Consider the following 25883-nt stretch of genomic DNA (forward strand, 5'->3'; position numbering starts at 1 on the left):
CGTCTCCCGATAGCTCCTTGGATGGGGAGATACGGGATTATTTACGTGAGGGATATCACTGTCAGCGGAGTTGCGGTCGGCTGCCGGGACCCGCCGGCCGGCTCCTCGGTCACCCCGAAGGCACCCTTACCCCGGACCCCGGTCACCAACACCGTCGCCGCGTCGCTGCCCGCCGGCAGCACCCCGGCCGAGGTCGCCGCACCGTCCGCGATCAGCCAGAGCTGGTACGCCCGGTCGGTGCCCGGCCGGGCCAGCCCGCCCAGGGTCACCACCCCCTCGTCCCGGCCGGCCGACACCACCACACTGACCCGGCCACCCCCCGGCGTCACCTGAGACCGGACCACCGCGTCCGGAGCAGTCAGCACCGCCCGGATCCGCTCCCGTTCCGCCTCCAGCGCGGTCACCGAGGCCCGCTCGTCGCGTACCCGCTGCTCCTGCACCGTCCAGGTGACCGCGCCGGCCCCGGCGGCCAGCACCCCGGCGGCGACCGCGAGGGCGGCCCGCCGCCGCCACCGGCCCACCCCCGGCCGCCCGGACCGCACGCCGCGGCCCGGCCGCTCCTGCGGGGTACGCCGGATCGCGGCCAGCACCTCGGCCCGGAGCCGGGGTGGTGGCACCGACCAGGTCGGGTCGGCCAGCCGGGCCGCCGCCTCCCGCAGCTCGGCCACCTCCGCCGCGCAGGTCTCGCAGGCGGCCAGGTGCCGACCGAACGCGACCCGCTCGACGTCGTCCACGGCGTCGAGGACGTACGCGCCGGCCAGCGCGTGAATGTCCGTCATGGTCTCTCTCCTCGCGCTCACCGTGCCGCCCTTCCGTTCGCGACTGCGGGGCTCGCAAGCTCACTCCTCGCGCTCACCGTGCCGCCCTTCCGTTCGCGACTGCGGGGCTCGCAAGCTCACTCCTCACGCTCACCGGCCGAGCTCCAGGCCGAGGCAGTCGCGCAGCCGGATCAGGCCGTCCCGCATCCGGGTCTTCACCGTCGGCAGGGCCGCCTCCAGCAGGGTCGCCACCTCGCGGTAGCTGTGCCCGCCGTAGTAGGCCAGCGTGATCGCCTCCCGCTGCACCTCGGTCAGCACGTCCAGGCAGCGCCGTACCTGCTGGCGTTCCAACCGGACCGCCGCCTCCTCGGCCACCTCGTCGTACGGGGTGTGCGCCGAGCCGGCCGCCACCCGCCGGTTCCGCTCGGCCTGCGACTCCTCCGAACGCACCCGGTCCACCGCACGCCGGTGCGCGATGGTGAACACCCAGGCCGTCGCCGACCCCCGGGCCGGATCGAAACGGCCGGCGGTCCGCCACACCTCCACCAGCACCTCCTGGGCGACCTCCTCGGCCTGCGCCGGGTCCCGCAGCACCCGACGGGCCAGCCCGTACACCCGGGGCGCGACGATCCCGTACAGCTTCTCGAAGGCGGCCTCGTCGCCGCGGCCGACCGCGCGGAGCAGCCGGTCCGCCTCCTCCCGCGGGTCCGGGGCCGGCCCGTCGGACGGGACCGCGCGCAGCATCGGCCCGTCCGCCGCCCGGCCACCGGCGCGGTCCACCCGCTCGGCACCCGTGTCGCCCTGCGTCATCCTGCCGAGCCCTCCGTCCGCTCCACCTGACAGCACGGTAGGCATTCGGAGCCGCCGCCGGGCCGGATGGGCGAATCGCCCACCGGACCGGCGGCCGGCCCGGTCAGCCCCGTCGGGCGTGTCAGGCTCAGCCCGTCGGGCGTGTCGGGGCTCAGCCCCGTCGGGCGTGCAGGAGACGGAACAGGACCAGCCACTGCTCCGGCCAGACCTCGCCGACCGGCGTGGCCGGACCGAGCCGCACCGCGCGCAGCGCGGCGTCGACCCGGGACCGGGCGTGGGCCGTGCGTAGCGACGCCGCCAGCGAACCGCCGACCCCGCCGAAGCCCAGCTCCACCATCCTCCGGTACGCCGGCAGCGCCGCCGGTGGCAGCAACGGCTCCGGCCGCCGGTCCAGCCGCAGGATCCCGGCGTCGACCCGGGGCACCGGGCGGAACGCCGTCCGGGGCACCCGCCCGGCCAGCGTCCACTCGAACTCGGGCCAGGTCGCCACGGTCAGCCGGGTCCACCGGCCGTAGCCGCCGGTGCGTTTGCGGGCGTACTCCCACTGGGTGAGCAGGGTGGCGGCGCGCAGCCCCTCGGCGGCCAGGCACCAGCGGACCACGGCGGCCGTCAACGACCAGGGGATGTTGCCGACCACCGCGAACGGTTCGGCCGGCGGCGACGTGGTCAGGAAGTCCACCGGCCGGTGCGTAACCCCGGGCAGCGCCGCGCACACCCCGGCCAGTTCGGCGTTGACCGTCGGGTCGACCTCGTACGCGACCAGCCGGCCGCACCGGGCGGCCAGCGGCCGGGTCAGCTGCCCCCGCCCCGCGCCCACCTCGATCAGCAGGTCGTCCGGTCCGGGGCGGACCGCCTCGACCATCCGCGCCACGGCGGCCGGGTCGGCGAGGAAGTTCTGGGACAGTATGCGACGGGACCGGTCGCGGGCGGTGCCGGCGGAACGGGCCGGCGTCGGATTCGGGTTCCGGTTCGGGTTCGGGTTGGTACGGGTACGGCGGGGCGCCACGGGTTCGTCCTGTCTGTCGCCGGTCGGCGACGGTACGGACAGGCGCAGCACGGAGCGGGGCCTGTCCGAGCGGGATCGGGACTCGGACGACCCTGGGAAACGACGCGGAACGCGGAGACGGACGGACCGCCGGACCGGTCAGGTCAACGGCGGGTACGGGTGGCGTCCCGGCCGGCCAGGGCCGGACGCCGGACGCGCGGACGGGACGCCAGGAGCGGGCCCCACGCGGCCGACGTGACGGCCACGTTGATCAGGGCATGCGTGCACATGCCGGGCACCCTAGCCGGCGGACACCGCGTACCACGACCGGTTTTACCCGGCCGGCAGGTCGACGGTCCGCGACTCGGCGCGGGCGGTCTCCGCGGCGGCCAGCACGGCGACCACCTCCCGCCCGAACCGGACGTCGCACCCGTGGTCCCGGGCACCGGTGTCGACCTGCTCGACGAGCTGGTCGACGGCGAACCCGAAGGCGTCCACCGCACTGCCGTCCCCGGGCGGGACGGTGGCGGTCCCGTTCTCCCCGAACAGGACCGCGTCCCGGGTCGTCGCGTCCGGCGGCGCGTCCAGGGTCAGCGACAGCGCGCTGGTGGCCCCGCCGTCGTGGGTGAGCAGCAGGTGCACCAGCCCGCGCGGGCCGTCGGTGGCGGACACCCGGGTCACCCGGCCGAGCACCGGCAGGACCAGCGAGAGGGCGTGCGGGCCGATGTCCCACAGCGCGCCGCGCTCCCGCCGCCACACCGACCCGCCGTACCGGTGGCCGGGCTGGAAGATCGAGGCGAACATGGTGACCCGGGCGTGCTGCCAGCCGCCGACGGCGGCGGTCGCGCCGAGGAAACCCGCCACGTTCGGGTGGAACCGTTGGGTGAAGAAGACCACCGAGGCGACCCCGGACCGCTCGGCGGCGGCGGCCACCCGGTCGGCCTCGGCGAGGTCGAGCGCCAGCGGCTTGTCCAGCAGCAGGTGCCGGCCGGCGGTGGCGGCCCGGACGGCGAGGTCGGCCTGCACGTCCGGCGGCAGCGCCACGGCGATCGCGTCCACCGTGTCGAGGAGCGCGTCCTGGTCGTCGTACGCCGGGACGCCGTGCCGGGCGGCCAGCTCGCCGGCCCGCTCCGGGTTGCGTCCCCACACCCCGACCAGTTCGGCGCGGGGATGGGCGGCCAGCGCGGCGGCATGCGTGTGCGCCGCCCAGTGCCCGGTACCGAACAGCCCGAACCGCAGCACGCCGCCACCTCTCCTCGTCGGCCCCGACGACCTGCCGGACCGGTGATCCACGCTAGTCGCCCCGGCCTCCCTACGCAGCCCACCGCCCCACCCGGTCGGGACACCGTCCGGGGTGGCGTACCGGCGCTGAGTAGGCTGTCCCGGTGACCGAGCCACGGACGGGGTACCCCCGATGACCAGCGCGGCGGCGGCCGGTTCCCCGGTGGACGGCATCGTCGCCACCGTCCCGATCGTGCTGTCGCTGGTACTGGCGGCGTGGAGCCTGCTGACGGCGGCCCGGAACCGGCCCCCGGACCGGACCCACCTGGTGGGTCTGCTGGTGCTGGAGGCGGCGCTGCTGGTGCTGACCGTGGTCGCGCTGGTGGCGCTGGGCGGCGGTGACCGGCCGGGCGAGCCGGGCGCGTTCTTCGGGTACCTGGTGACGCTGGTGTTCATGCCGGTGCTGGCCGGGGTGCTGGCCCGGATGGAACCGACCCGCTGGGGCGCGGCGATCGTCGGGGTGGTCTGCCTGGTCGTCCCGGTGGTGGTGGTCCGGCTCCAGCAGACCTGGCAGGTCGTCGGTGGCTGAGACCGGTACGCCCGCACGGACCACCAACCGGGGGCCGGGCCGGCTGCTGATCGCCGTGTACCTGCTGTTCGCGATCGCGGCGACGTCCCGGGCCGGGCTCCAGATCGCCACCCGGTTCGACGAGGCCCCGGTGGCGTACGTGCTCTCCGCGCTGGCCGCGGTGATCTACATCGTGGCGACCGTCGGGCTGGCCCGGGGCGGGTCGGCCGGGCGACGGACCGCGTTGGCCTGCTGCGCCGTGGAGCTGGTCGGGGTGCTCGGGGTGGGTGTGCTCAGCCTGGTCGACCCGGCGCTGTTCCCGGACGACACGGTCTGGTCCCGGTTCGGCAGCGGCTACGGGTACGTGCCGCTGGTGCTGCCGGTGCTGGGCCTGGTGTGGCTGTACCACACCAGGCACGACCGGCACTGAGGACGGCCCGACCCGACCGGCGCTGAGGACCACCGGGCCTGACCGGCGCTGACGCTGGCCGGGCGGCCCGGGGCGGTTCAGTCGCGGGGGCCGCCGGCCACGTAGACGACCTGCCCGGAGACGAACCCCGCGCCCTCGCTGACCAGGAACGCGATGGTGTGCGCCACGTCCTCCGGCCGGCCCACCCGGCGGACCGGGATCTCGGCGGCGGCGTGCTTCTGGAGGTCGTCGAAGTCCACCTTCATCCGGGCCGCGGTGGCGGCGGTCATGTCGGTGACGATGAAGCCGGGGGCGACCGCGTTGACGGTCACCCCGAACGGGCCCAGCTCGATGGCGAGGGTCTTGGTGAAGCCCTGGAGGCCGGCCTTGGCGGCGGCGTAGTTGGCCTGCCCCCGGTTGCCGAGCGCGGACGTGCTGGACAGGTTGACGATCCGCCCCCACTTCTGCTCCACCATGTGCTTCTGCACGGCCTGGCTGACCAGGAACGCGCCGCGCAGGTGCACCTGCAGGACGGTGTCCCAGTCGGCGTCGGTCATCTTGAACAGCAGGTTGTCGCGGAGCACCCCGGCGTTGTTGACCAGCACGGTCGGCGGGCCCAGCTCGGCGGCGACCCGGGCCACGGCGGCCTCCACCCGGTCCCGGTCGGCGACGTCGGCCCCGACGCCCAGGGCCCGCCCACCGGCGGCGGTGATCGCGTCCACCGTCTCGGTGGTCGCCGACTCGTCCAGGTCGACCACGGCGACCGCCAGCCCGTCCGCGGCCAACCGGCGGGCGGTGGCCGCGCCGATCCCCCGCGCGGCTCCGGTGACGATCGCGACCCGACGTTCCTCCGACATGCCTACCTCCCGGTAACAGGCTCGATCCCGGGAGCCTAACCCGCTGCTCCGACCGGGCGGGGTCAGCGGGTCCGGTTGCGGCAGAGCCGGATCCAGCGGTAGCCGTAGCCGCTGAGCTTCAGCGCGTCGAGCTTGCCGACGCCGCCGTAGTCCCGGTCGGCGAGCGTGTCGATCGGCAGGTCCGCCTCCGGCTGGAGCAGGCTCAGGTCCACCATCGTGTCCTCGGTGCCCAGGTTGTGCAGGAAGACCATGGTGCCGGTCGGGCCGTCGGCCCGGTGCGCGAGCACCCCGGGCGGCATCGGCACGTCGATGTGGGTGGTCGAGCCGGAGCCGATCTCGGGGGCCTCGCGGAGCGTGCCGATCATGCGCTCGAACCAGGCCAGCAAGGACTGCCGGTCACTGCGCTGGGCGGTCACGTTGACCTTCTCGTACGAGAACTCGCCCTTGTCGATCACCGGACGGACCAGCTTCTCCGGGTCGGCGTCGGAGAACCCGGCGTTCGGCTGGTACGACCACTGCATCGGGGTACGGATCGCCTCCCGGCCGGGCAGGGACAGGTCCTCACCCATCCCGATCTCCTCGCCGTAGCGCAGCACCGGCGTGCCGCGCAGCGAGAACTGGAGCGCGTACGCCAGCTCGATGCGGCGGCGGTCGTTGCCGAGCATCGGGGCGAACCGGCGCCGGATGCCCCGGTCGTAGATGCGCATGTCCTCGTCCGGGCCGAACTGCTCGTACACCTGGTTGCGCTGTTCGGCGGTGAGCCGGGACAGGTCGATCTCGTCGTGGTTGCGCAGGAAGGTGGCCCACTGCCCGCCCTCGGGCAGGGCCGGGGTGTCCCGCAGCGCCTCGACGACGGGCTCCGGGTCCTGCCGGGCCAGGGCGAGCATCAGCCGGCCGTTGAGCATGAAGTCGAAGAGCATGTGCACCCGGTTGGCCGAGCCGCCGGCGTCGCCGAAGAACTGCGGCAGTTCGTCGGGCTCCACGTTGGCCTCGGCCAGCAGGACCGCGTCGCCGCGCCGCCACTGCACGTGCTGGCGCAGTTCGGTGAGGAACTCGAAGTCCTTCGGCGAGTTGGCGTTGCCCGGCTCGGTCCGCTCGATGATGAACGGCACGGCGTCCATCCGGAACCCGGCGACCCCGAGCTGGAGCCAGAACGACATGATCTTCTTGACCTCGGCACGGACCTGCGGGTTCGTCATGTTCAGGTCCGGTTGGTACTTGTAGAACCGGTGGTAGTACCACGCCTTGGCGCTGCGGTCGTAGGTCCACGTCTCGTGCTGCTCGCCGGGGAAGACCATGCCCTGGTGCCGGTCGGCCGGCTCGTGCTCGGACCAGACGTACCAGTCCCGGTACGGCGAGTCGGGCGAGGAGCGGGCCGAGACGAACCACGGGTGCTCGTCGGAGGTGTGGTTCACCACCAGGTCGATGATCACCCGGATGCCCCGGTTCTGGGCCTGGTGCAGCAGTTCGGCGAAGTCGCCCAGGGTGCCGAAGCGGGGGTCCACGTTGTAGAAGTCGGTGACGTCGTAGCCGTCGTCCTTGTTCGGCGACGGGTGGATGGGGTGCAGCCACAGGCAGGTGACGCCCAGCCGGGCCAGGTAGTCGAGCCGGCCGATCAGGCCCCGGATGTCGCCCACCCCGTCGCCGTCGGAGTCCGCGAACGTGTCGATGTCGAGGCAGTAGACGACGGCCTCGGAGTACCACCTGTCACCCATGCCGGCCTACCTTCTCCGATTGCCGACCTCGGTAAACGCGAGTCCCATTCGGCGGACGCGCGTCCCACCCGGCCGGCAGCGGCGGGTGCCGACCGGGCGGTGACGGGTAGCCTGCCGGGCATGGACCTCGCAGCCGCGCCGCACCCGGTCGACTGGGCGGAGGGGAGCTGGTCGCGCCCGCCGGTCCGGGTCGAAGCCATCCCGCACGGTGGGCTGCTCGTCGAGCCGGCCGCCGGCAGCGACCTGTGGCGGCACACCAGCTACGGGTTCGTGCACGACGACGCGCCGGCCCTGCTCGCCCCGTTCCCGGCCGGCAGCGCCGTCGAGGTGGACTTCCACCTCGACTACACCGAACAGTTCGACCAGGCCGGCGTGCTGGTCCGGGTGGACGACGCGCACTGGGTCAAGGCCGGTGTCGAGGTCAGCGACGGGCAGCCGCAGGTCGGCGCGGTGGTCACCCGGGGGCACTCGGACTGGTCGGTCGCGCCGGTGCCGGAGTGGGTCGGGCGGGAGGTGACCGTCCGGGTCAGCCGGTCCGGTGACGCGCTGACCGTACGGGCCCGGGTGGCCGGTGGGCCGTGGCGGCTGGTCCGGCTCGCGCCCCTGGACCCGACGGCGACGGCCACCGCCGGGCCGTACTGCTGTTCGCCGAGTCGCGGCGGGCTGACCGTACGTTTCACCGGTTGGCGACGCGGTCCGGCGGACGCCGCACTGCATCCCTGAGTCGCCGGGCCTGAGTCGGTGGTCAGGCGTGGTCCCGGCCACCAACAGGTGTGATCATGGTGGGATCGGGTAGCAGTCTCCGATCATCGGGCTCTCCGGCGGAAGGACGCGCATGGCACTCGCCGACAACGTCGACCCGGCCCAACTCGGCGGCCTGACCGGCTGGGTGGCCGGGGTGATCGAGGCGATGGGCGCGCCCGGGGTGGCCCTGCTGGTGGCCCTGGAGAGCATCATCCCGCCGATCCCCAGTGAGATCGTGCTGGCGTTGGCCGGCTACCTGGCCGGTGAGGGCCGGTTCAACCTGGTGGTGGTCTGGGTCGCCGCGACCGTCGGTTCGCTGCTCGGCGCGCTGGTGCTCTACTGGGTCGGCGCGGGGCTGGGCGAGGACCGGCTCAAGCGCTGGCTGGACAAGCTTCCGCTGGTCGACCTGGACGACCTGGAACGGGCCGACCGCTGGTTCGAACGGCACGGCCGCTGGGCGGTGCTGTTCGGCCGGATGGCCCCGGTGGTACGCAGCCTGGTGTCGATCCCGGCCGGGGCGAACCGGATGCCGCTGGTCGAGTTCAGCCTGTTGACCACGCTGGGCAGCGGGATCTGGAACGCGATCTTCGTCGGTCTGGGTTACGCCCTCGGGTCGCGGTGGGACCAGATCGACAGGTACAGCAGCTGGTTCGACTACGGCATCCTGGCGATCTTCGCCCTGATGATCGCCAGTTGGGCGGTGAAGAAGGTCCGTCGCCGGCGCGCCCGACGCGCCCGTCAGCCGGTGTCCAGCGGCAGCGAGAACTGAGCCGCCGCCCCTGCGGAGCGGCACCTCCGGGTCGGACGTGCCGCTCCTGCGCGTTCCGGTCAGGGCAGCGTGGCCAGGTGGGGCTTGACGGTACGGGCGAACCCGTTGCCGTTGCTGACGTCCCAGTTGATCGACCAGGTCATCGCGCCCCGGATGCCCGGGTAGGTGCGCGGCGGCCGGAAGCTGCCGCAGTTGGTCGCCTTCGCCAGACAGTCCAGCGCGGCGTTGACCACGCTGGGCGGGACGATGCCGCCGCCGGCCGCCCCGGCACCGGCGGGCAGGCCGAGCGCCACCTGGTCGGGGCGGAGCCCGTTCTCCAGCTGGAGGCAGGCCAGCGCGACGATGAAGTTCACCGTGCCCTGCGGGTACGCGGCGTTCTGGTCGCAGCCGAGCATCGCCCCGGAGTTGTAGTACTGGGTGTGCACGACGGTGAGGATGTCCCGGATGTCGAGGGCGAGCTTGAAGTAGCTGGTGGTGGGGTTCTGCATGTCGATGGTCTGCGGGGCCATCGTGATGATCAGACCGGCCCCGACCTTGGCCCGCAGCGAGCGCAGCGCCTGGCCCATGTAGGTCGGGTTCAGGCCGTTCTCCAGGTCGATGTCGACGCCGTCGAAGCCGTACCGCTGGATGAGCGCGTGCACGCTGTCGGCGAAGGCGACCGCGCTGGCGGCGTCGTTGACCGCGACCCGGCCGGTCTCCCCGCCGACCGAGATGATCACCTTCTTGCCCCGGGACCTCAGGGTCCGGACGTCGGCGCTGAAGTCGGCGTCGGTGTAGCCGCCGAGCGCGGCGGAGAGGCCGGGGTCGACGGTGAAGCCGACCGCGCCGGGGGTGGCGGTGGCGTCGGCGAAGGCCACCGCGACCACGTCGTACTCGTTCGGCACGTCACGCAGCCGCAGCTCGACGGCGGGGTTGTCGAAGTTGTGCCAGTACCCGGTGAGCAGGTGTTTCGGCAGCGACCCGGTGGGCGGCGGGCTGGTCGGGGGCGGTGTGGTGGCCGGCGGGGTGGTGGCCGGGGGTGTGGTCGGCGGCGCGGTGGTGCCGGGCGGGGTGGTCGGGGTGGTGCCGCCACCGCAGGGCGCGCCGTTGAGGGTGCAGTTGACCGGCGTACCGGAGCCGGTGGCGAGGAAACCGAACGACACCGACGCGCCCGGGGCGACGGTGCCGTTCCAGGACCGGTTGGTGAAGGTGTGCCGCTGGCCGGAGGAGGTCAACAGGGCGTCCCAGTAGCTGCCCATGATGGTCCCGGCCGGCAGGTCGAAGGCCACGCTCCAGGCGGTGATGGTGCTGCCGCCGCCGTTGGTGATGGTGTACTTCCCCTCCCAGCCGGTCCCCCAGTCGGCCGTCTTGACGAAGCTGGCGGTGGCTCCGGCGGCGAAGGCGGGTAGCGCCACCCAGGCCGCGCCGAGGGTCGCCGCGAGTGCGGTGACCAGGGAGAGAACAAGTGCTCGGGTACGTTTCACGGCAGCCTCCAGCCCAACCGGGCATCCATGGACGTCGACAGGTGCCGGTAACGATAAAGAAAGTTAACTGTTCCTGTCCAGGGTCGGCGGCGAGATCGCCCGCTCGCGGCGCAGCACGGTGTGCTCCAGGGCGGTCCAGGCGGTGGTGGTGACCAGGTACAGCACCCCCGCCAGCGGCACCACCAGCGCCACCGGCAGCGTCCCGTACGGCAGCAGCGGCATGATCCGGCCCAGCAGCTCCGCACCCGGGGCCGCGTCCCCCGCCGCCGCCCCACCCGGGCCCGCCGCGCCCGCCATCGCCGATCCGCCCGGCAGCGCCGCCCCGGCCGCCATGGTCCGCCGCATCCGCCGCGAGGCCAGCCAGGCCAGGGCCAGCAACCCCAGCAGCAGTACGCCGAACAGCGGCCCGGCCGCCCCGGCCAGCCCGTCGGTCAGGTGGTGCCCCAACGGCACCCCGGCCAGCTCACCGGCCAGCACGTCCGGGTCCCCGCTGGTGAAGAGGCGGTACATCACCAGGAAGAACGGGGCCTGGAGCAGCGCCGGCAGGCACCCGGCCAACGGGCTCGCCCCGGCGGTGCGGTACAGGTCGACCAGTTCCCGTTGCAGGCCGGCCGGATCGCTGCCGTACCGGCGGCGCAGCTCCGCGATCCGCGGGGCGAGCGCCGCCCGACGGCGCTCCCCACGCACCTGGGCGACGGTGAGCGGCGTGATCAGCAGCCGGACGGCGACGGTGAACAGGACGATGGCGATGGCGGTGGCCGTACCGCCGGCCAGCGGGGCGACCCCGGCGGCGAGCGCGTCGACGGCGGTGGACGCGACGCCGACGACGGCGTCGAGTGGAGCGAAGGCGAACATGACGAGACCCCTCGGTGCGATTCCGGTCGGATGTCCTCGACGGACGGATGACAGGCGGAACCGACCGCGCGACGGCGGCACAGGTGAACTGGGCGACGGCCCGTTACGCGGTCGCGGGGCGCAGGCCGGGCGCGCGGGGACGGGGTCGGCCCGGCGCGTCGGGGTCGAGCTGGCGGGGGATACGGCGGCGGCGGGCCCGGTCCCGCAGGGCGCGGGACCGCCGGCCGGCCCGGGGCACGCCCGCCCCGGTGGTGACCAGCCGCACGGCCAGCACCACGGCCAGCAGCAGGGCCGCACCCAGCGCCGCGCCGGCCAGCAGCTCGACCGGCCGGCCGGCGAGCGGCACGAGGTGGGTGAGCGCGTACGCCCACACCTCGGTCAGCAGCAGAGCCGGCACGCCGCCAGCCTAGGACCCGGTGTCAACGTCCCTGACCGGCTCCGACGACGACCGGCACCGTCCACTTCCCGCGTCGCCCGGCGACCCCCGCGTGGGTGGCGCCCGGCCTTCCGCGTTTCCCGGCGGCCCGCGCATGGGTAGTGCTCGGCGCGACACCCGCGAAGCGCGCGGGGCGGGGAAGGTGGTGAAGGCCGTGATCGGCCAAGGGGCACAGGAGAGCCGAGAGGCAGCGGCGGCCGGTACGGCGGTGCCGCACCAGCCGCAGACCGGCGCACCGGCGGGACCGGACCTGCTCACCGTCGGCGTCGAGGAGGAGTTCCTCCTGGTCGACCCGCACACCGGGGTGGCCGTCCCCGCCGTCGACCTGGTCATGGAACAGGTGCCCGCCGAGCTGTCCGGGCAGGTGGAACGCGAGTTCCAGACCAGCCAGATCGAGATCGGCAGCCCACCCGGGCTGGACCTGGGCGCGATCCGGCACTCGCTGGGCCTGCTCCGGGCCGGGCTCTCCGACGCCGCCGAACGGGCCGGCGTCCGGCTGCTCGCCATCGGCACCGGACCGGTCGCCGGGCCGGTCCCGCCGGTGGTGGACAAGCCCCGCTTCGACCGCATGATCGAGCGGTTCCGGCTGCTCGCGCCCGGCCCCGGCAACAACGGCATGCACGTACACGTCGGGGTGCCCGACCCGGACACCGGCGTGCAGGTGCTCAACCACGTCCGCCCCTGGCTGCCGGTCCTGCACGCGCTCACCACCAACTCCCCCTTCTCGGCCAGCGAGGACACCGGGTACGCCAGCTGGCGGTCGATCGAGTGGGAACGCTGGCCGTCGGTGGCCCCCACCCCCTGGCTCGACTCGTACGCGCACTACCAGCGGCTGATCGGGCAGCTCATCGACAGCGGCCTGATGCTCGACGAGGGGATGCTCTACTGGTACGCCCGGCTGTCGGCGAAGTACCCGACGGTGGAGATCCGCATCGGTGACGTCTGCCCGGCGCTGGACGACACCATCCTGGTGGCGGCGCTGGTCCGGGGCCTGGTCGGGACCGCGATGGCGGACATCTCGGCCGGTCGGCCCGCGCCCCGGGTCGACCACCACCTGCTGGTCGCGGCGCACTGGCGGGCCGCCCACGACGGGCTGGCCGGCAAGGCGGTCGACCTGGGCTCCGGTGGGGTCGTGCCGGCCTGGGAGCTGCTGGACCGGCTGGTCGAGCGGGTCCGCCCGGAACTCGACCGGCACGGCGACACCGACCGGGTCACCGACCTGCTCGCCGGGGTACGCCGGCACGGCACCGGCGCGCAACGCCAGCGGGCCGTGTACGCCCGGACCGGGCAGCTCGTCGACGTCGTCGCCGACGTGGCCCGACAGACGCGCGGCGGCGCACCGACGGTGACAGACTGACCCGATGGCGCAACGGTTGATCGTGATCGGCGGGGACGCCGGCGGCATGGCGGCGGCGTCCCAGGCCCGACGGCGTCGGGACCGCACCGACCTGGAGATCGTGGCCTTCGAGCGGGGCCGGTTCACCTCGTACTCGGCGTGCGGCATCCCGTACTGGATCAGCGGGCTGGTGGAGGACCGGGACGACCTGGTCGCCCGGGACCCGGAGACGTTCCGGCGCGACTTCGCCATCGACGTCCGGCTGCGGCACGAGGTCACCGTGATCGACCTGGACCGCCGCGAGGTCGTCGCCCGGGACCTGGCCGGCGGCGGCGAGGTCCGCGAACGGTTCGACCTGCTGATGTACGCCACCGGCGCGAACCCGGTGCAGCCGGACTGGGCCCGCACCGACGCGGCCGGGGTGTTCGGGGTGCAGACCCTCGACGACGGCGACGCGCTGCGCGACTGGCTGGAACGCGACCCGGCGCCCCGCCGGGCGGTGGTGGTGGGCGGCGGGTACATCGGGGTGGAGATGGCCGAGGCGCTGATCCTGCGCGGACTCGACGTGACCCTGGTCGAGCAGGCCGAACAGCCGATGTCCACGGTGGACCCGGACATGGCGGTGCTGGTGGCGGACGCGATGCGCGGGCTCGGCATCGACATCCGGACCGGGGTGACGGTGACCGGGCTGACCGAGGAGGACGGCCGGGTCACCGAGGTGGTCACCGACGCCGGGGCGTTCCCGGCCGACGTGGTGGTCCTCGGTCTCGGGGTACGCCCGAACACCGCGCTCGCCGAGGCGGCCGGGCTGCCGCTCGGGCCGTCCGGTGGGGTCCGGGTGGACCGCCGGATGCGGGTGGTCGGGGTGCCGGACGTGTGGGCGGCCGGGGACTGCGTGGAGACCCTGCACCGGGTCAGCGGCCAGCCGGTGCACATCCCGCTCGGTACGCACGCCAACAAGCAGGGCCGGGTCGCCGGCATCAACATCGGCGGCGGGTACGCCACCTTCCCCGGGGTGATCGGCACCGCGGTGACCAAGGTCTGCGACCTGGAGGTCGGCCGGACCGGCCTGCGGGAACGCGACGCCGCGGCGGCCGGTTTCGCGTTCGTGTCGGTGATCGCCGAGTCGACCAACCGGGCCGGCTACTACCCGGGGGCCCGGACGATGACCGTGAAGCTGATCGCCGAGCAGCCCAGCGGTCGGCTGCTCGGCGCGCAGATCGTCGGCTGGTCGGAGGCGGCCAAGCGCATCGACACGTTGGCCGTGGCGCTGTGGAACGGCATGACGGTGGACGACATGACCTCGCTCGACCTGGGCTACGCCCCGCCGTACGCGCCGGCCTGGGACCCGGTCCTGGTCGCCGCCCGCAAGGCCGTCGACGCCCTACCGAGGTAGCACCCGTCGACACGCTCACCTGACCGGTGGGGCCCGTTCGGGCCCCACCGGTCTTCCCGTCAGCGGCAGGTCCACCGCAGCGGCTCACCGGTCCGGATCGGTTGACCGTCGGTGGACCGGTACTGGTAGAAGCCGGCGATCGTCCGGCCGTCGTCGCTGAGCACCCGGGCCATCGGGGAGAGCAGCGCCGGGGCCGGATCGATCCGGGGCGGTGCGAGCTCCAGCAGCCCGGCCTCGGTCAGCAGCCCGGCCCGGTCGGTCCCCACCAGGCCGACGACCCAGCCGCGCGCGTTGCCGGCCAGCGGCCGGAACCCCTCTGCCACCTGCGGCAACGGCGCGAACTCACCGGTCGACAGGCGCAGCCGGGCGACCTGTTGACGCGCCGGGGACTGATTCTCGGGCAGGCTGCTCCCGATCGCCCAGGGACCACGGGCGGTGGGCCGGAAGAAGTGGGCGGCCCCCGGGGGCGTCGGCAGGAACTCGCCGGTGCCGTCCGGTCGCCACAGGTAGCCCCGTTGGAAGCCCCCACCCTGACCCACCGAGCCGACGATGGTGCCGTCGTCGGCGATGCCCTCGGCCCGACCGGCCCAGTCCGGGCCGGGCAGCGCCAACTCGACCGGGGTGCTGGTCGACGACGCCCACACCACCGGCACCGACAGGTTCGGGTCGTCCGGGCCGACCCGTAGCCGGTTACCGGCGATCCGGCCCGCCTCGTTGATCGCCACCGGTTGGGTGTTCGGCCCGCCGGGAAGTGGACGGACCACCCCTCCGTCGCCCGACGCGCCCTGGCCGGAGTCGAGCTGGTGGAAGTAGCCCACGCTGCCCCGGTCACCGCCCACGCCGATCGCCTGGCCGGCGGTGTTCACGTCCAGCAGGGTCAGGTTCCGCGCCGCCGGGGGGAGTTCCCGGAGCCGACCGTCCACCCACAACACCGTCCACCCGCCGGAGAGGTCGGGCGAGGCGACGCTGCCCAGCAGGTAGCGGCCGGTCGGATCGCCGGTTGTCACGTCACCACTGCCGGCTCCGGCCGGCAGGGGGAGCCGTTCGACCGTGCAACCTGTCGGCGGTGCCGCCGCCGGCGGCGTGCCCTCGGACCGGCCGGCGTCCCGCAGCACCGGCACGGCCACCAGCGCGGCGAGTGCCACCACCAGCGCGGCCGACCCGGCCCCCGTCATCCGTCGGGCCCGCCGCCGACGACGCCCGTCGCGTACCGCCCGGGCCAGGTCGACCCGGGCCGGCCGGTGCGGCCCCTCGTCCAGTCGGCGCAGCATGCCGACGACCTCTTCGTCGTTCATCGTCATCTCCGCTCCCCTCCGGCGCTGGCGGCCGGCTCACGGTCTCCGAGTTGCCGGCGCATCGCGGCCAGTCCGTGCGCGGTCTGGCTCTTCACCGTCCCGCTGGAACAGCCGAGGATCTCGGCCACCTCCTCCACCGGCAGGTCATGCAGGAACCGCAGCACCAGCACCGCCCGCTGTCGGGGTGGCACCCGACCCAGCGCGGTCCGCAGCACCGTCCGGTCCTCCACCCCCGGGTCGGCGGGCACGGGTGGCGGGTCCGGCGGGGCCGCCGAGAGGCGTACCCGCCACCAGCCGCGTCGCCGCCCGTCGATGAAGAGCCGCACCACCACCGTCCGGACGTACGCGTCGACCCGCTCCGCCCGGGAGACCCGCGCCCAGCGCTGGTACAGCCGGGTCACCGCCTCCTGCACCAGGTCGTCGGCCTCGTCGGCGTTGCCGCACAACGCGTACGCCAGCCGGTGCAGCGCCGGCAGCCGCGCGGTCACGTACTCGGTGTACTCCTGCTCCGATGCGTCCGGCATCCGATACCTCCGTCGCTTCCACCCATCCAGACGGAGGCGGCCCGGAAGTGGTTGTACGCCATCGGTCGGGTTTCCCTGTCGGAGGTGGGCGTTAGGTTGTGCCCGCAGTCGACACCGCCGGCCGGATCGCCGCCGGTTTCCCGCCCCCTCGGAGGATTCCCGATGTCCCAGGAGACGACCTACCTCGAACTGTCCGAAGTGGACGGAGGCGCGCACAAGTTCTACGAGGTCGTCGTGGACGGCTCCGAGCTGACCGTCCGGTACGGCCGGATCGGTGAGCAGGGCCAGGTCAAGAGCAGCAGCTTCGCCGACCAGGCCAAGGCCCGCGCCGCCGCCGCGAAGAAGATCGGCGAGAAGGTCCGCAAGGGGTACGCACCGGCGGTGCGCGGGGTCCGGCAGCGTCGGCCGGTCAGCCGCCGCCAGATCGTCAGCACCCGGTCCACCGCCCGCACCGCGCCGGTGCTGTGGCGGTACGACTCGGGCGCGCCGGCCTTCGGCATCTTCGTGGACGGGCAGCACTGCATGATCGGCAACGAGCGCGGTGTGATCACCACGCTCGGCCACGACGCGCAGGTGCTGGGTCAGGTCCGGCTGCCGGACGGGGTGAAGTGCATCGTCGCCGACGACGCCTGGATCTACGCCGGCTGCGACGACGGGAACGTCTACGACCTCTCCGGCAAGGTGCCCCGGGTGGCGTACGCGATCGCACCGGACATCGACATCTACTGGCTGGACATCCACGACGGGGTGCTCGGGGTCTCCGACGCCGGTGGTGGCATCTCCGCCGTCGACCACGAGGACGAGTTCCTCTGGCGGCGTCCGGGGCGCGGCTCGTCGGCGTGGATGGTGCGCTGCGACGACGACGGGATCTACCACGGGCACTCGCAGGGCGTCACCGGCTACGACTGGCGGACCGGCCAGGAACGCTGGCACAGCCGCACCGGGGCGGTGCTGTTCGGCTGGCAGGAGGGCGACCACGTCTTCGCCGGCACCGCCACCCGCGAGGTGGTGCGGCTGAGCAAGCGCGGGCGGGCGGAGCAGTCGTTCCGCTGCGACGCGCCGGTCTTCTCCTGCGCCACCGCCCCCGACGGCCGGTACGTCTTCGCCGGGGACAGCCACTCCTCGATCTACTGCTTCGACCGGGCCGGCAACCGGCTGTGGAAGCTCGGCACCGGCTGCGGCTCGGCGTACTCGATGCAGTACCACGACGAGCGCCTGTACGTGGTCACCACCGGCGGCTATCTGGCCTGCGTCGACGCCAGCGAGGCGGCGGTACGGGCCGCCGAGGCGGGCAGCGTGCCCCAGGTGGTGGACGTCAAGGCACCCCGGGAGGCGCCCGCCCCGGTGTCGTCCACGGTGGTGGAGGTGGTCCGGCACGTCGACGGCGGGGTGGTGGTGCAGTGCGTCGAGGAGCGGGGCCGGCTGCGCGTCCAGGTCGTCTCCGACGGGTACCGACCGGACTGGTCGGTGCAGTTCCCCAAGGGCATCCGCGAGCCCGGGGCGCGCTACCTGGTCACCGAGGTCCGCGAGTCCGGTCGGGGCGGCTTCTACCGGGCGTACGGCGACATCCGCCGGCTGCTCTGAGCCGCCACAATGGTCCGGTGAGCGGGCAACTGTGGATTCCGGAGGCGCTGGGCTGGGTGCGGGAGGCGCCCGCCGGCCGGGAGTGGCTGGCGGGGCTACCGGATCGGCTGGCCGCCTGCGCGGAACGCTGGCAGCTGCGCCTCGGACCCGCGTACGACGGGGGTGTCGCCTCGCTGGCGTTGCGCGCGGACCTGCCGGACGGGACACCGGCCGTGCTGAAGCTCCAGTACCCCGATCCGGACAGCGTGCACGAGGCGACGGCGCTGGCGGCCTGGGCCGGCGACGGCGCGGTCCGGCTGCTGGCCCACGAACCGACCTGGCGGGCACTGCTGGTCGAGCGGTGCCTGCCCGGCGAGCCGCTGCGCCACCGCCCGCCCGAGGAGGCGCTCGGGGTGGTGGTCGATCTGCTTCCCCGGCTCTGGCTGCCGGTCGACGGGCCAACTGCCGCCGGTGTCGCCGTGGCCGGGATCACCCCGCTGGCCGAGGAGGCCGCCGGCTGGGTGGAGCGGATGCCGGGCAACTGGGAGCGGGCCGGCCGCCCGTACGATCGGCGGCTGCTCGACGCCGCCCGTGACCTGCTCGCCGACCTGGTTCCGACCCAGGGCGGACAGGTGCTGGTCAACCAGGACCTGCACGCCGGTAACGTGCTGCGCGCCGACCGCGAGCCGTGGCTGGTGATCGACCCGAAACCGCTGGTCGGCGAGCGCGAGTTCGGCGTGGTGCCGATGGTGCGCGGCGCGGAGCTGGGCCACTCCCCGGCGGCGGTCCGGTACCGGCTGGACCGGCTCACCGCCGAGCTGGGGCTGGACCGGGACCGGGTCCGGGGCTGGACGATCGGCCAGACGCTGGCCTGGAGCATCGGCGCGGGGCAGGTCTTCCCGCAGCAGGTCGAAGTGGTCCGCTGGCTGCTCGACGGCAGCTGACGGTCAGGACGCGCCGGAGTCCTCCGGGGCCGACTCGGCTCCGTCCCCACCCGAGTGCCGGAGCATCGTCGCGGTGAGCACCGCGGTCAGGGCCAACGTCGCGGCGGCGACCCCGGTCGCCACCGAGAAGCCGTTCTCGAAGGCGCGCTGGGCGGCCGCGACGATCTGCTGGGCCAGCGCCGGCTCGTGGGTGCTCGCCACCTCGGTCGCCGCGCCGATGGACTCCCGTACCGTCCGCTCGTCGTCGGCGGCGAGATCCGGCGGGCGGATCGTGGCGCCGTAGACGGCCAGCAGGACGGTGCCCAGGATGGCGACGCCGAGCCCGGCGCCGAGTTCGAACGAGGTCTCCTGGACGGCCGCCGCCTCACCGGCGCGCTCGGGTTCCGCCGAGGCCATGATGGCGTCCGCGCCGAGCGTCATGACGACGCCCGCCCCCGCCCCGGCCACCAGCATCGCCACCACGGTCTGCGGGTAGTGGCCCGTCCCGCTCACCACCGTCAGGCCGAGCATGGCCACGGCGAACGCGCCGAGCGCCAGCGCCATCGCTCTGCCGCGTCCCCACCGCTCGGACAGCCAGGGTGCGCCGATCGCGCCGACCGCATTGGCGGCGGCGAGCGGCACGAGCGCGAACCCGGCGGTCAGCGGCGAGTACCCGTCCATCAGCTGGAACCACTGGGTGAGCAGGTACAGCAGCCCGACGTACGAGCCGAAGCAGGCCAGCACGCAGACCACCGCGAGGGAGAACCGGCGGTTGGCGAAGAGGGTGATGTCGAGCAGCGGCTGGGTCAACCGGCGTTGCCGGGCCGTGAACCAGACCAGCAGCGCCAGCCCGCCGAGCCCGCTGACCAGCAACGTGGGCTCCAGGCCCAGGGCGGACCCGGCCTCCTTGATGGCGTACACCAGCCCGCCCAGCCCGACGATCGACAACAGTGCGCTGGTCAGGTCCCACCTGCGGGGGGTGCTGCTCTTCGACTCCGGCACCACCAGGAAGCCGGCGACCAGCACCACCACGATGATCGGCACGTTGACCAGGAACACCGAGCCCCACCACCACCGCTGGAGCAGCAGCCCGCCGATGACCGGCCCGACGGTGGCTCCGACACTGTGCGCGGCGGTCCACAGGCCGAGGGCGAGGGTCCGCTCGCGGTCGTCCACGAAGACCACCCGGATGATCGACACGGTCGCGGCGATGATCATGGCGGTACCGGCCCCGAGCAGGGCCCGGGTGACGATCAACTGGGTGGTGGTGGTCGAGAGGGCCGCCCCCAGCGAGGCGAGCCCGAACACCGCGAAGCCGGCCAGCAGCAGCCGCTTGCGTCCGATGCGGTCGCCGATGGTGCCGGAGGTCACCAGCAGCGCCGCCACGGTCAGGGAGTAGATGTCGACGATCCAGAGCAGGGCGGTCCCGCTCGGCAGCAGGTCACGGGTCAGATTGGGAACCGCGACATTCAGCACGGTCAGATCGATGCCCGCCAACAGCAGACTGGTGCACATGACCGCGAGAACGGCCCACCGGTTGTTCCGTGAGACGGGTGCGCCGACCGACACGGCGGGCCCCTCCGCATGCTCCAGGGTCATGGTCGGATTCTCGGTGGACGGGTGCGAACCGACAAGTACGCACATTCCTGTCCAGTAGTGTCACGGGTGATACCAGGGAGGTGCTGCGGCGATGCGTACGAATGTGGCTCACGCGCTTGATTCCTGCGCCATCGAGGTCGCGATCGAGGTGGTGGGCGGCCGGTGGAAGTTGGCGATCCTGTCGCAACTGTTCACCGGGACGAAAAGGTTCGGTGAACTCCGACGGGCGCTGCCGGGCGTGACCCAGCGGATGCTCACCCGACAACTGCGCGAATTGGAGGCCGACGGCCTGGTCACCCGGACCATCTACCGGGAGATCCCGCCGAAGGTCGAGTACTCACTGACCGAGATCGGCCGCAGCCTGGAACAGACCGCGAAACTGCTGGACGAGTGGGGTAACTGGTACCGCACGGTGATCCGGGAAACGGCACCGACGCCGCCCGGGACGGACGGGCCGGACGCCGGGCGGCCGGACGAGCTGACGGTGCCGGTGCCCGGGTCCGCACCGTGAGCCCCCGCTGGTGGTCGCCCACCGGCGCCCGGTGACCGGCGCGGGCGACCGTCCCCGGGCACGCCGGAACGACCGCCGCGGGCCCCGCGCGGGGCGGGGGGGCACGCGGCGGCCGTCAGCCGACCCGGGCGGCCTAGGCGACCTGCCCGTCGTGCACGAGCCGGGCCGCGCTGCCGGCGACGTGCCCCGGCGACGACAGGGCGGACACCAGCCCCGCACGGTCGCAGGCGGCCCGGACGAAGGCGAGGAATAGCGGGTGGGGCCGGGTCGGCCGGGACTTGAACTCCGGGTGTCCCTGGGTACCGACGAAGAACGGGTGCACGTCCGACGGCAGTTCGACGAACTCGACGAGTTCGCCGTCCGGCGACGTGCCCGAGATCCGCAGCCCCGAGTCCTCCAGGACCGCCCGGTACTTGTTGTTGACCTCGTACCGGTGGCGGTGCCGCTCCGAGACGACGAGCCCGCCGTACGCGGCGGCGGTGACGGATCCGGGCCGCAGCCGGGCCGGGTACGCGCCGAGCCGCATGGTGCCGCCCAGGCCCCGCCGGCCCGCCACCACGTCGTGCTGGGCGGCCATGGTGTGCACCACCGGGTGCGGGCTGTGCGGATCTACCTCGGCGGAGTTGGCGTCCGCCAGCCCGGCCAGCGACCGGGCGGCCTCGATCACCATGCACTGGAGGCCCAGACAGAGACCCAGGACCGGGATCCGGTGGATCCGGCCGTGACCGATCGCCCGCACCTTCCCCCCGATGCCACGGATCCCGAACCCGCCGGGGACCAGGATCCCGTGCACGCCCGCCAGGGACCGGTCCGCCCCGTCCGGGGTCCGGCAGTCGTCGGCGTCCAGCCGTCGCACGTCGACCGACACCCCGTGCGCGAAACCGGCGGCCCGCAACGCCTCGGTGACCGAGAGGTAGGTGTCCGGGGACTCGACGTACTTGCCCACCAGGGCCACCTCGACGGTGCGGTCGGCCGCGCCGGGCCGACCGGTCAGCCGCTCCCAGGCCCGCAGGTCGGGTTCGGCGGTACGCAGTCCGAGGCGGCGGGTGACGAAGGTGTCGAGCCCGTTGGTGTGCATGAGCCGGGGCAGGTCGTAGATGGAGGGCGCGTCGGGTGCGGACACCACCCCGTCGACCGGTACGTCACAGGTGAACGCGATCTTCCGGGCCAGGCTCTCCGGCAGGGCACGGGCGGACCGGCAGACCAGCACGTCCGGTTGGATGCCGAGGTTGCGCAGGGCCGCCACCGAGTGCTGGGTGGGTTTGGTCTTCAGTTCGCCCGACGGCGAAATGTACGGCACCAGTGACACGTGGACGAAGACGCAGTTCTCCTGGCCGACCTCACGGCGGATCTGTCGGGCGGCCTCGATGAACGGCAACGACTCGACGTCGCCCACGGTTCCGCCGATCTCGACGATCCGCACCTCGTCGCCGGTGTTCGTCACCCGGGTACGGATCTCGTCGGTGATGTGCGGAATGACCTGGACGGTGTCGCCCAGATAGCGGCCCCGTCGTTCCCGGTCGATGACCGAGGAGTAGATCTGTCCCGAGGTGACGTTCGCGGTGCGATCCAGTTCGACGTCGAGGAACCGTTCGTAGTGGCCGATGTCCAGATCGGTCTCGGCGCCGTCCTCGGTGACGAAAACCTCACCGTGCTGGTACGGGTTCATGGTGCCCGAGTCGACGTTCAGATACGGGTCGAGCTTCTGCATCCCCACCTTCACGCCTCTGGCGGTCAGCAGACAGCCCAGACTGCTCGCCGTGAGGCCCTTGCCCAGGGAGGAGGCCACCCCCCCGGTCACGAATACGTACTTGGTCGCGGTTCCTGGCGGCATCGGAGCCTCCCGGGGTGTCGAGCCTCTGCCGACCGCCCGACGCGGCCGTGGCCGACGAGGGGCCGGTGGTCGCCGGTCGGCGGACCACCGACCCCGATCACCGGCCACGGCGGCGGATCGTCGGTTCAGAGGACGGTGGTGGCGGTGGTGTAGCTGCCGGCGTGGTAGATCAGCGGCAGGTGCAGACGCCGGATCCGGGCCTCGACCGCCCGCGCGACCACCAGGTGGTGGTCACCGGCCTCGAACCTCGACTCCGGTACGGCCCGCAGGTAGGCCGGGACCCCGTCGAGGACCGGCTCCCCACTGGGCAGCCGCGACCACGACGTGGGCGCGGCGAAGCGGTCGACGTGACTCGTCGCGAAGCGACGGGCGATCTCGTGCTGGTCGGCCGAGAGGAAGTTGACCACCACGCTCGTCGCCGCGCTGACGGTCTCCCAGGACGAGGCGGACGTCGACAGCGCGAAGGCCACCAACGGTGGGTGCAGCGAAACGGAACTCAGCGACGTGGCGGTGAAACCGACCGGCCCGGACCCCGCGTCCGCGGTGATCACCACCACCCCGGCCGCGTGGCCCCGGAACAGCGACCGGAAGGTGGCCGGGCTGGTGATCGTCTCCTGCGGTCCGTCGTCCGGCGTACCGTCCGGACCGACGGGCGGGTGGGCGGCCAGCCGGAGCATGCCCCGCTCGTCGGCCAGGGACACCAGCCGGTCGACGACCTCCGCCGGGGTCATGCTGGTGGTGTCCACCTCGACCGCGTCCGGTGCCTTCGCCAGCGGACTGACGGCGCGGTTGCGGTCCCGGGTGTCCCGGCGCAGCAGTGCCTGGCGGACGGCCATGATCCCGTTCCAGGTGGTCACCCCCTCCTGCCGCGACCGGCGCAGGGCACGCTCGTCGTCGGACGCGGTCAGGAAGACCTTCAGCCCGGCTTCGGGGGCGACGACGGTGCCGATGTCCCGGCCCTCCACCACGATCCCCCCGCGACTGGCGACCAGGCGGGCGATGACGTTCCGCTGGATCTGGTGCACCGCCTCCCGGACGATCGGGTGACTCGCCACCGACGGAACGGCTTCCGACACCTGCCGGGAGCGCAGTTGGGCCTCGACCCGCTCGCCGTCCACCGTCACCTGCTGGCCGAGCGACGGGTCGACGCTGATGTCGATGTCGAGCCGACCGGCCAGGTCGGCGACCTGGCCCCCCTCCGGGCTGAGGCCGTCCCGCAGCACCGCCCAGGCCACCGCCCGGTAGATGGCTCCGGTGTCCAGGTAGGCCGCCCCCGACAGCAGCGCCAACCCGCGCGCGGTGGTGGACTTGCCGGCCGCCGCCGGTCCGTCGATCGCCACCACGCCGCGCAACGCGCCCCGCGATTCGCCCTCGGAGTGGGCCGCCGACACGATCTGCGAGCTGGTCATACGGCCGTCGCCTCCGCCGGCTGGCGCAGCGCGGCGACCGTGGCGGCCACCACCGGCGCGTACCGACCGGCCCACTCCCGGGCCAGCTCCGGTACCGCGCCCAGCTCGGCCTCCTCGACCAGCAGCGAGGGGACCGGCAGGCTCGCGCCCAGCTCGGCGAGAACCGGACGGAGGTGCAGGTCGGCCACGAGCTTGTGGGCGAGGGACGCCGACACGCTCACCGGGACGGCCACGACCCGGGCCAGGCCACCCGGCGGGAGCTGGTCGAGGAAGAGCTTGAGCAGCCCGGTGAAGCTCGACTTGTAGACCGGCGTCGCGACGATCACGACCTCGACGTCGGCCGGGATCGCGTACCGGTCCCGGTGGCCGCCGGACGCGTCCACCAGTTCCGACGCGTGCTCGGCCAGGTCGATGACGTGGGTGGTGGCGTCGTGCCGGCCGGTCTGCGACACGAGCGCCCGGGCGAGTTCCTCCGCCACCGCGCGGGTACGGGACCCGGGGCGGGGATTACCGATCACCAGTGTCGTCCGCGAGATGGTGCCGTGGTGTCCCATCCTTCGGTCTCCTACCTCTGGACTCCGTCAGAACTCGGTGAGGGTCTGCCGGAGGGTCGGTTTCGTGTACGCGGAGCGGGTGAGGCCGCGTCGTTGCAGGGCGGGCACGAGGCCGTCGGCGATGTCGATCGCGAAGCGGCGGTTCATCCGCAGCGACGGCGTCGTGATCACGAAGCCGTCGCCGCCGACCTCCTCCATCGCCTCGCCCATCCGCTCCGCCACCTGGTCGGGGGTGCCGATGAGTTCCAGCGAGGACACCAGGCCGCCGGCGCTGTCCATCACGAGCTGGCGGAGCGTCTTGCCGCTGCCCCACTGCTGGAACATGTCCAGCGACCCCTGTTCGCCGTTGGTGGTCAGCCGTTCCGGCAGCGGTTCGTCGAGGTCGAACCGGGCGAAGTCGATCTCGGTGATCGACGACGTCTGGATCAGCAGGTCCCTGATGAACTGCGGCGACGAGACCATCCGCTGGTGGCGTCCGATCGCCTCGCGTTCGGTCTCACCGAGCGTCGGGGTGACGCAGAACAGCACCTTGATCTCGTCCGGATCGCGGCCGGCCGCGACGGCGTGCGCCCGTACGTCGTCCCGGAACCGTCGCATCCCCTCCACCCCGTTGGCGATCGCGATGATCGCGTCCGCGTTGCGGGCGGCGAACCGGCGACCGCGCGGTGACGCACCGGCCTGGACGAACGCGGGACGGTGCTGGGGCGAGGGCACGGTGTTCAGCGGCCCCCGGCACTGGTAGTACTTCCCGACGAAGTTGATCGGCCGTACCTTGCTGGCGTCGACGTAGACACCGTTCTCCCGGTCCAGCACGACGGCGTCCTCGTCCCAGGAACCGAAGAGTTCCCGGACCAGGTCGACGTACTCGTCGGCCATCTCGTACCGGACGTCCCGGGGCGGCAGCGACTCGAGCCCGAAGTTGCGGGCCGCGAGGTCCTCCGCGCTGGTCACGATGTTCCAGCCGAACCGCCCCTCGAGCAGGCTGTCCATGGTGGAGGCGAGCCGGGCGGTCATGAACGGCGGGTACGCCATGGTCGACAGGGTGGCGACGATGCCCAGGTGGGAGGTGGCCAGGCCCATCGCCGCGGCCAGCGGCACCGGGTCGTGCTTGGGCGCGATCGTCCCCTGCCGCAGGGCGGCCTCCGACGAGCCGCCGTACGTCTCGGGGACCATGAGCTTGTCCTCGATGATGACGAAGTCGAAGCAGGCCCGTTCGAAGGCGCGGGCCACCTCCACGTGGAAGCGACCGTTCCACGGCGACCCGCCGTTGCCGAACGGCCCCTGCCAGTCGTCGGGGGTGAAGTTGAAGATCGACGCGAGGTGAAACTTGGTCGGCACTACTGGTCTCC

Annotated in this window: 26 protein-coding genes; 9 read left to right on the top strand and 17 right to left on the bottom strand. The window is 73.3% G+C overall.

What is annotated here, in order from left to right:
• Nucleotides 1–41: 41 nt before the first annotated feature.
• From PVK37_RS00800 to PVK37_RS00820, 5 genes are all read right to left on the bottom strand, one after another.
• Nucleotides 42–779, bottom strand: a complete 738-nt coding sequence (locus tag PVK37_RS00800; protein WP_275031743.1) for an anti-sigma factor — start codon at nt 777–779, stop codon at nt 42–44.
• Nucleotides 780–908: 129 nt separating this feature from the next.
• Nucleotides 909–1502, bottom strand: a complete 594-nt coding sequence (gene sigK / locus PVK37_RS00805) for an ECF RNA polymerase sigma factor SigK (RefSeq protein WP_275035310.1) — start codon at nt 1500–1502, stop codon at nt 909–911.
• Nucleotides 1503–1719: 217 nt separating this feature from the next.
• Nucleotides 1720–2475 carry an ErmE/ErmH/ErmO/ErmR family 23S rRNA (adenine(2058)-N(6))-methyltransferase gene (erm, locus tag PVK37_RS00810; RefSeq protein WP_275035311.1) on the bottom strand — a complete coding sequence of 252 codons (756 nt, stop codon included), beginning with the start codon at nt 2473–2475 and terminating at the stop codon, nt 1720–1722.
• 242 nt (nt 2476–2717) lie between these two features.
• Nucleotides 2718–2843, bottom strand: coding sequence for a hypothetical protein (locus PVK37_RS00815; protein WP_275031744.1), 126 nt, complete (start codon nt 2841–2843; stop codon nt 2718–2720).
• A 43-nt stretch (nt 2844–2886) separates the two neighbouring features.
• A complete protein-coding gene (locus PVK37_RS00820) occupies nt 2887–3795 on the bottom strand; it encodes a Gfo/Idh/MocA family protein (protein WP_275031745.1) in 909 nt (302 codons plus the stop codon).
• 172 nt (nt 3796–3967) lie between these two features.
• On the opposite strand from PVK37_RS00820, the gene PVK37_RS00825 reads away from it, so the two are divergent.
• Nucleotides 3968–4363: a hypothetical protein gene (locus PVK37_RS00825; protein ID WP_275031746.1), complete on the top strand. Its 396-nt coding sequence runs from the start codon at nt 3968–3970 to the stop codon at nt 4361–4363.
• The gene (locus PVK37_RS00830) at nt 4356–4772 is read left to right on the top strand and encodes a hypothetical protein (protein ID WP_275031747.1); all 417 of its coding nucleotides are present in this window, start codon (nt 4356–4358) and stop codon (nt 4770–4772) included. Before PVK37_RS00825 ends, PVK37_RS00830 begins: the two co-directional genes overlap by 8 nt.
• 77 nt (nt 4773–4849) lie before the next feature.
• Here the strand turns inward: PVK37_RS00830 and fabG are convergent, their stop codons facing one another.
• Together fabG and PVK37_RS00840 are read right to left on the bottom strand one after the other, a co-directional pair.
• Entirely contained in the window at nt 4850–5608 is a 759-nt protein-coding gene (gene fabG / locus PVK37_RS00835; protein ID WP_275031748.1) for a 3-oxoacyl-ACP reductase FabG, read from the bottom strand.
• Between the two features lie 62 nt (nt 5609–5670).
• A complete protein-coding gene (locus PVK37_RS00840) occupies nt 5671–7323 on the bottom strand; it encodes an alpha-amylase family protein (RefSeq protein ID WP_275031749.1) in 1653 nt (550 codons plus the stop codon).
• Between the two features lie 120 nt (nt 7324–7443).
• Here PVK37_RS00840 and PVK37_RS00845 point away from each other — a divergent pair, with 120 nt between their 5' ends.
• Together PVK37_RS00845 and PVK37_RS00850 are read left to right on the top strand one after the other, a co-directional pair.
• The gene (locus PVK37_RS00845; protein ID WP_275031750.1) at nt 7444–8046 is read left to right on the top strand and encodes a DUF1349 domain-containing protein; all 603 of its coding nucleotides are present in this window, start codon (nt 7444–7446) and stop codon (nt 8044–8046) included.
• Between the two features lie 112 nt (nt 8047–8158).
• Entirely contained in the window at nt 8159–8836 is a 678-nt protein-coding gene (locus PVK37_RS00850; RefSeq protein ID WP_275031751.1) for a DedA family protein, read from the top strand.
• Between the two features lie 59 nt (nt 8837–8895).
• Here PVK37_RS00850 and PVK37_RS00855 read toward each other — a convergent pair whose 3' ends face one another.
• From PVK37_RS00855 to PVK37_RS00865, 3 genes are all read right to left on the bottom strand, one after another.
• The gene (locus PVK37_RS00855; RefSeq protein ID WP_275031752.1) at nt 8896–10299 is read right to left on the bottom strand and encodes a chitinase; all 1404 of its coding nucleotides are present in this window, start codon (nt 10297–10299) and stop codon (nt 8896–8898) included.
• 63 nt (nt 10300–10362) lie between these two features.
• The gene (locus tag PVK37_RS00860) at nt 10363–11154 is read right to left on the bottom strand and encodes a YidC/Oxa1 family membrane protein insertase (protein WP_275031753.1); all 792 of its coding nucleotides are present in this window, start codon (nt 11152–11154) and stop codon (nt 10363–10365) included.
• 103 nt (nt 11155–11257) lie between these two features.
• Entirely contained in the window at nt 11258–11551 is a 294-nt protein-coding gene (locus PVK37_RS00865) for a DUF6412 domain-containing protein (RefSeq protein ID WP_275031754.1), read from the bottom strand.
• A gap of 247 nt (nt 11552–11798) precedes the next feature.
• Between PVK37_RS00865 and PVK37_RS00870 the strand changes: the two genes are divergently transcribed.
• The gene (locus PVK37_RS00870; protein WP_275035312.1) at nt 11799–12947 is read left to right on the top strand and encodes a carboxylate-amine ligase; all 1149 of its coding nucleotides are present in this window, start codon (nt 11799–11801) and stop codon (nt 12945–12947) included.
• A 4-nt stretch (nt 12948–12951) separates the two neighbouring features.
• Nucleotides 12952–14322 (top strand): FAD-dependent oxidoreductase, encoded by a 1371-nt coding sequence (locus tag PVK37_RS00875; RefSeq protein WP_275031755.1) that lies wholly within the window; start codon nt 12952–12954, stop codon nt 14320–14322.
• 59 nt (nt 14323–14381) lie between these two features.
• On the opposite strand, the gene PVK37_RS00880 is transcribed toward PVK37_RS00875, so the two are convergent.
• The gene (locus tag PVK37_RS00880) at nt 14382–15623 is read right to left on the bottom strand and encodes a hypothetical protein (protein WP_275031757.1); all 1242 of its coding nucleotides are present in this window, start codon (nt 15621–15623) and stop codon (nt 14382–14384) included.
• Nucleotides 15620–16141 carry a SigE family RNA polymerase sigma factor gene (locus PVK37_RS00885; protein ID WP_275031758.1) on the bottom strand — a complete coding sequence of 174 codons (522 nt, stop codon included), beginning with the start codon at nt 16139–16141 and terminating at the stop codon, nt 15620–15622. Before PVK37_RS00885 ends, PVK37_RS00880 begins: the two co-directional genes overlap by 4 nt.
• A gap of 162 nt (nt 16142–16303) precedes the next feature.
• Here PVK37_RS00885 and PVK37_RS00890 point away from each other — a divergent pair, with 162 nt between their 5' ends.
• Together PVK37_RS00890 and PVK37_RS00895 are read left to right on the top strand one after the other, a co-directional pair.
• Nucleotides 16304–17725 carry a WGR domain-containing protein gene (locus PVK37_RS00890; RefSeq protein WP_275031759.1) on the top strand — a complete coding sequence of 474 codons (1422 nt, stop codon included), beginning with the start codon at nt 16304–16306 and terminating at the stop codon, nt 17723–17725.
• A gap of 17 nt (nt 17726–17742) precedes the next feature.
• The gene (locus PVK37_RS00895) at nt 17743–18648 is read left to right on the top strand and encodes an aminoglycoside phosphotransferase family protein (protein WP_275031760.1); all 906 of its coding nucleotides are present in this window, start codon (nt 17743–17745) and stop codon (nt 18646–18648) included.
• A gap of 3 nt (nt 18649–18651) precedes the next feature.
• Here the strand turns inward: PVK37_RS00895 and PVK37_RS00900 are convergent, their stop codons facing one another.
• Entirely contained in the window at nt 18652–20226 is a 1575-nt protein-coding gene (locus PVK37_RS00900) for an MFS transporter (protein WP_275031761.1), read from the bottom strand.
• Nucleotides 20227–20317: 91 nt separating this feature from the next.
• On the opposite strand from PVK37_RS00900, the gene PVK37_RS00905 reads away from it, so the two are divergent.
• Entirely contained in the window at nt 20318–20737 is a 420-nt protein-coding gene (locus PVK37_RS00905; RefSeq protein ID WP_275031762.1) for a winged helix-turn-helix transcriptional regulator, read from the top strand.
• 133 nt (nt 20738–20870) lie between these two features.
• Here the strand turns inward: PVK37_RS00905 and PVK37_RS00910 are convergent, their stop codons facing one another.
• The 4 genes from PVK37_RS00910 to PVK37_RS00925 form a co-directional block, all read right to left on the bottom strand.
• Entirely contained in the window at nt 20871–22571 is a 1701-nt protein-coding gene (locus tag PVK37_RS00910; RefSeq protein ID WP_275031763.1) for a CTP synthase, read from the bottom strand.
• A 125-nt stretch (nt 22572–22696) separates the two neighbouring features.
• Nucleotides 22697–23980, bottom strand: a complete 1284-nt coding sequence (gene cmk / locus PVK37_RS00915; RefSeq protein ID WP_275031764.1) for a (d)CMP kinase — start codon at nt 23978–23980, stop codon at nt 22697–22699.
• Complete coding sequence (locus PVK37_RS00920; protein WP_275031765.1) at nt 23977–24534, bottom strand: NADPH-dependent FMN reductase; 558 nt, start codon at nt 24532–24534, stop codon at nt 23977–23979. Before PVK37_RS00920 ends, cmk begins: the two co-directional genes overlap by 4 nt.
• Nucleotides 24535–24561: 27 nt before the next feature.
• The gene (locus tag PVK37_RS00925; protein WP_275031766.1) at nt 24562–25872 is read right to left on the bottom strand and encodes an NtaA/DmoA family FMN-dependent monooxygenase; all 1311 of its coding nucleotides are present in this window, start codon (nt 25870–25872) and stop codon (nt 24562–24564) included.
• Nucleotides 25873–25883: the final 11 nt, after the last annotated feature.

It is taken from the genome of Micromonospora cathayae (genome assembly GCF_028993575.1).
GTDB classification, from domain to species: domain Bacteria; phylum Actinomycetota; class Actinomycetes; order Mycobacteriales; family Micromonosporaceae; genus Micromonospora; species Micromonospora cathayae.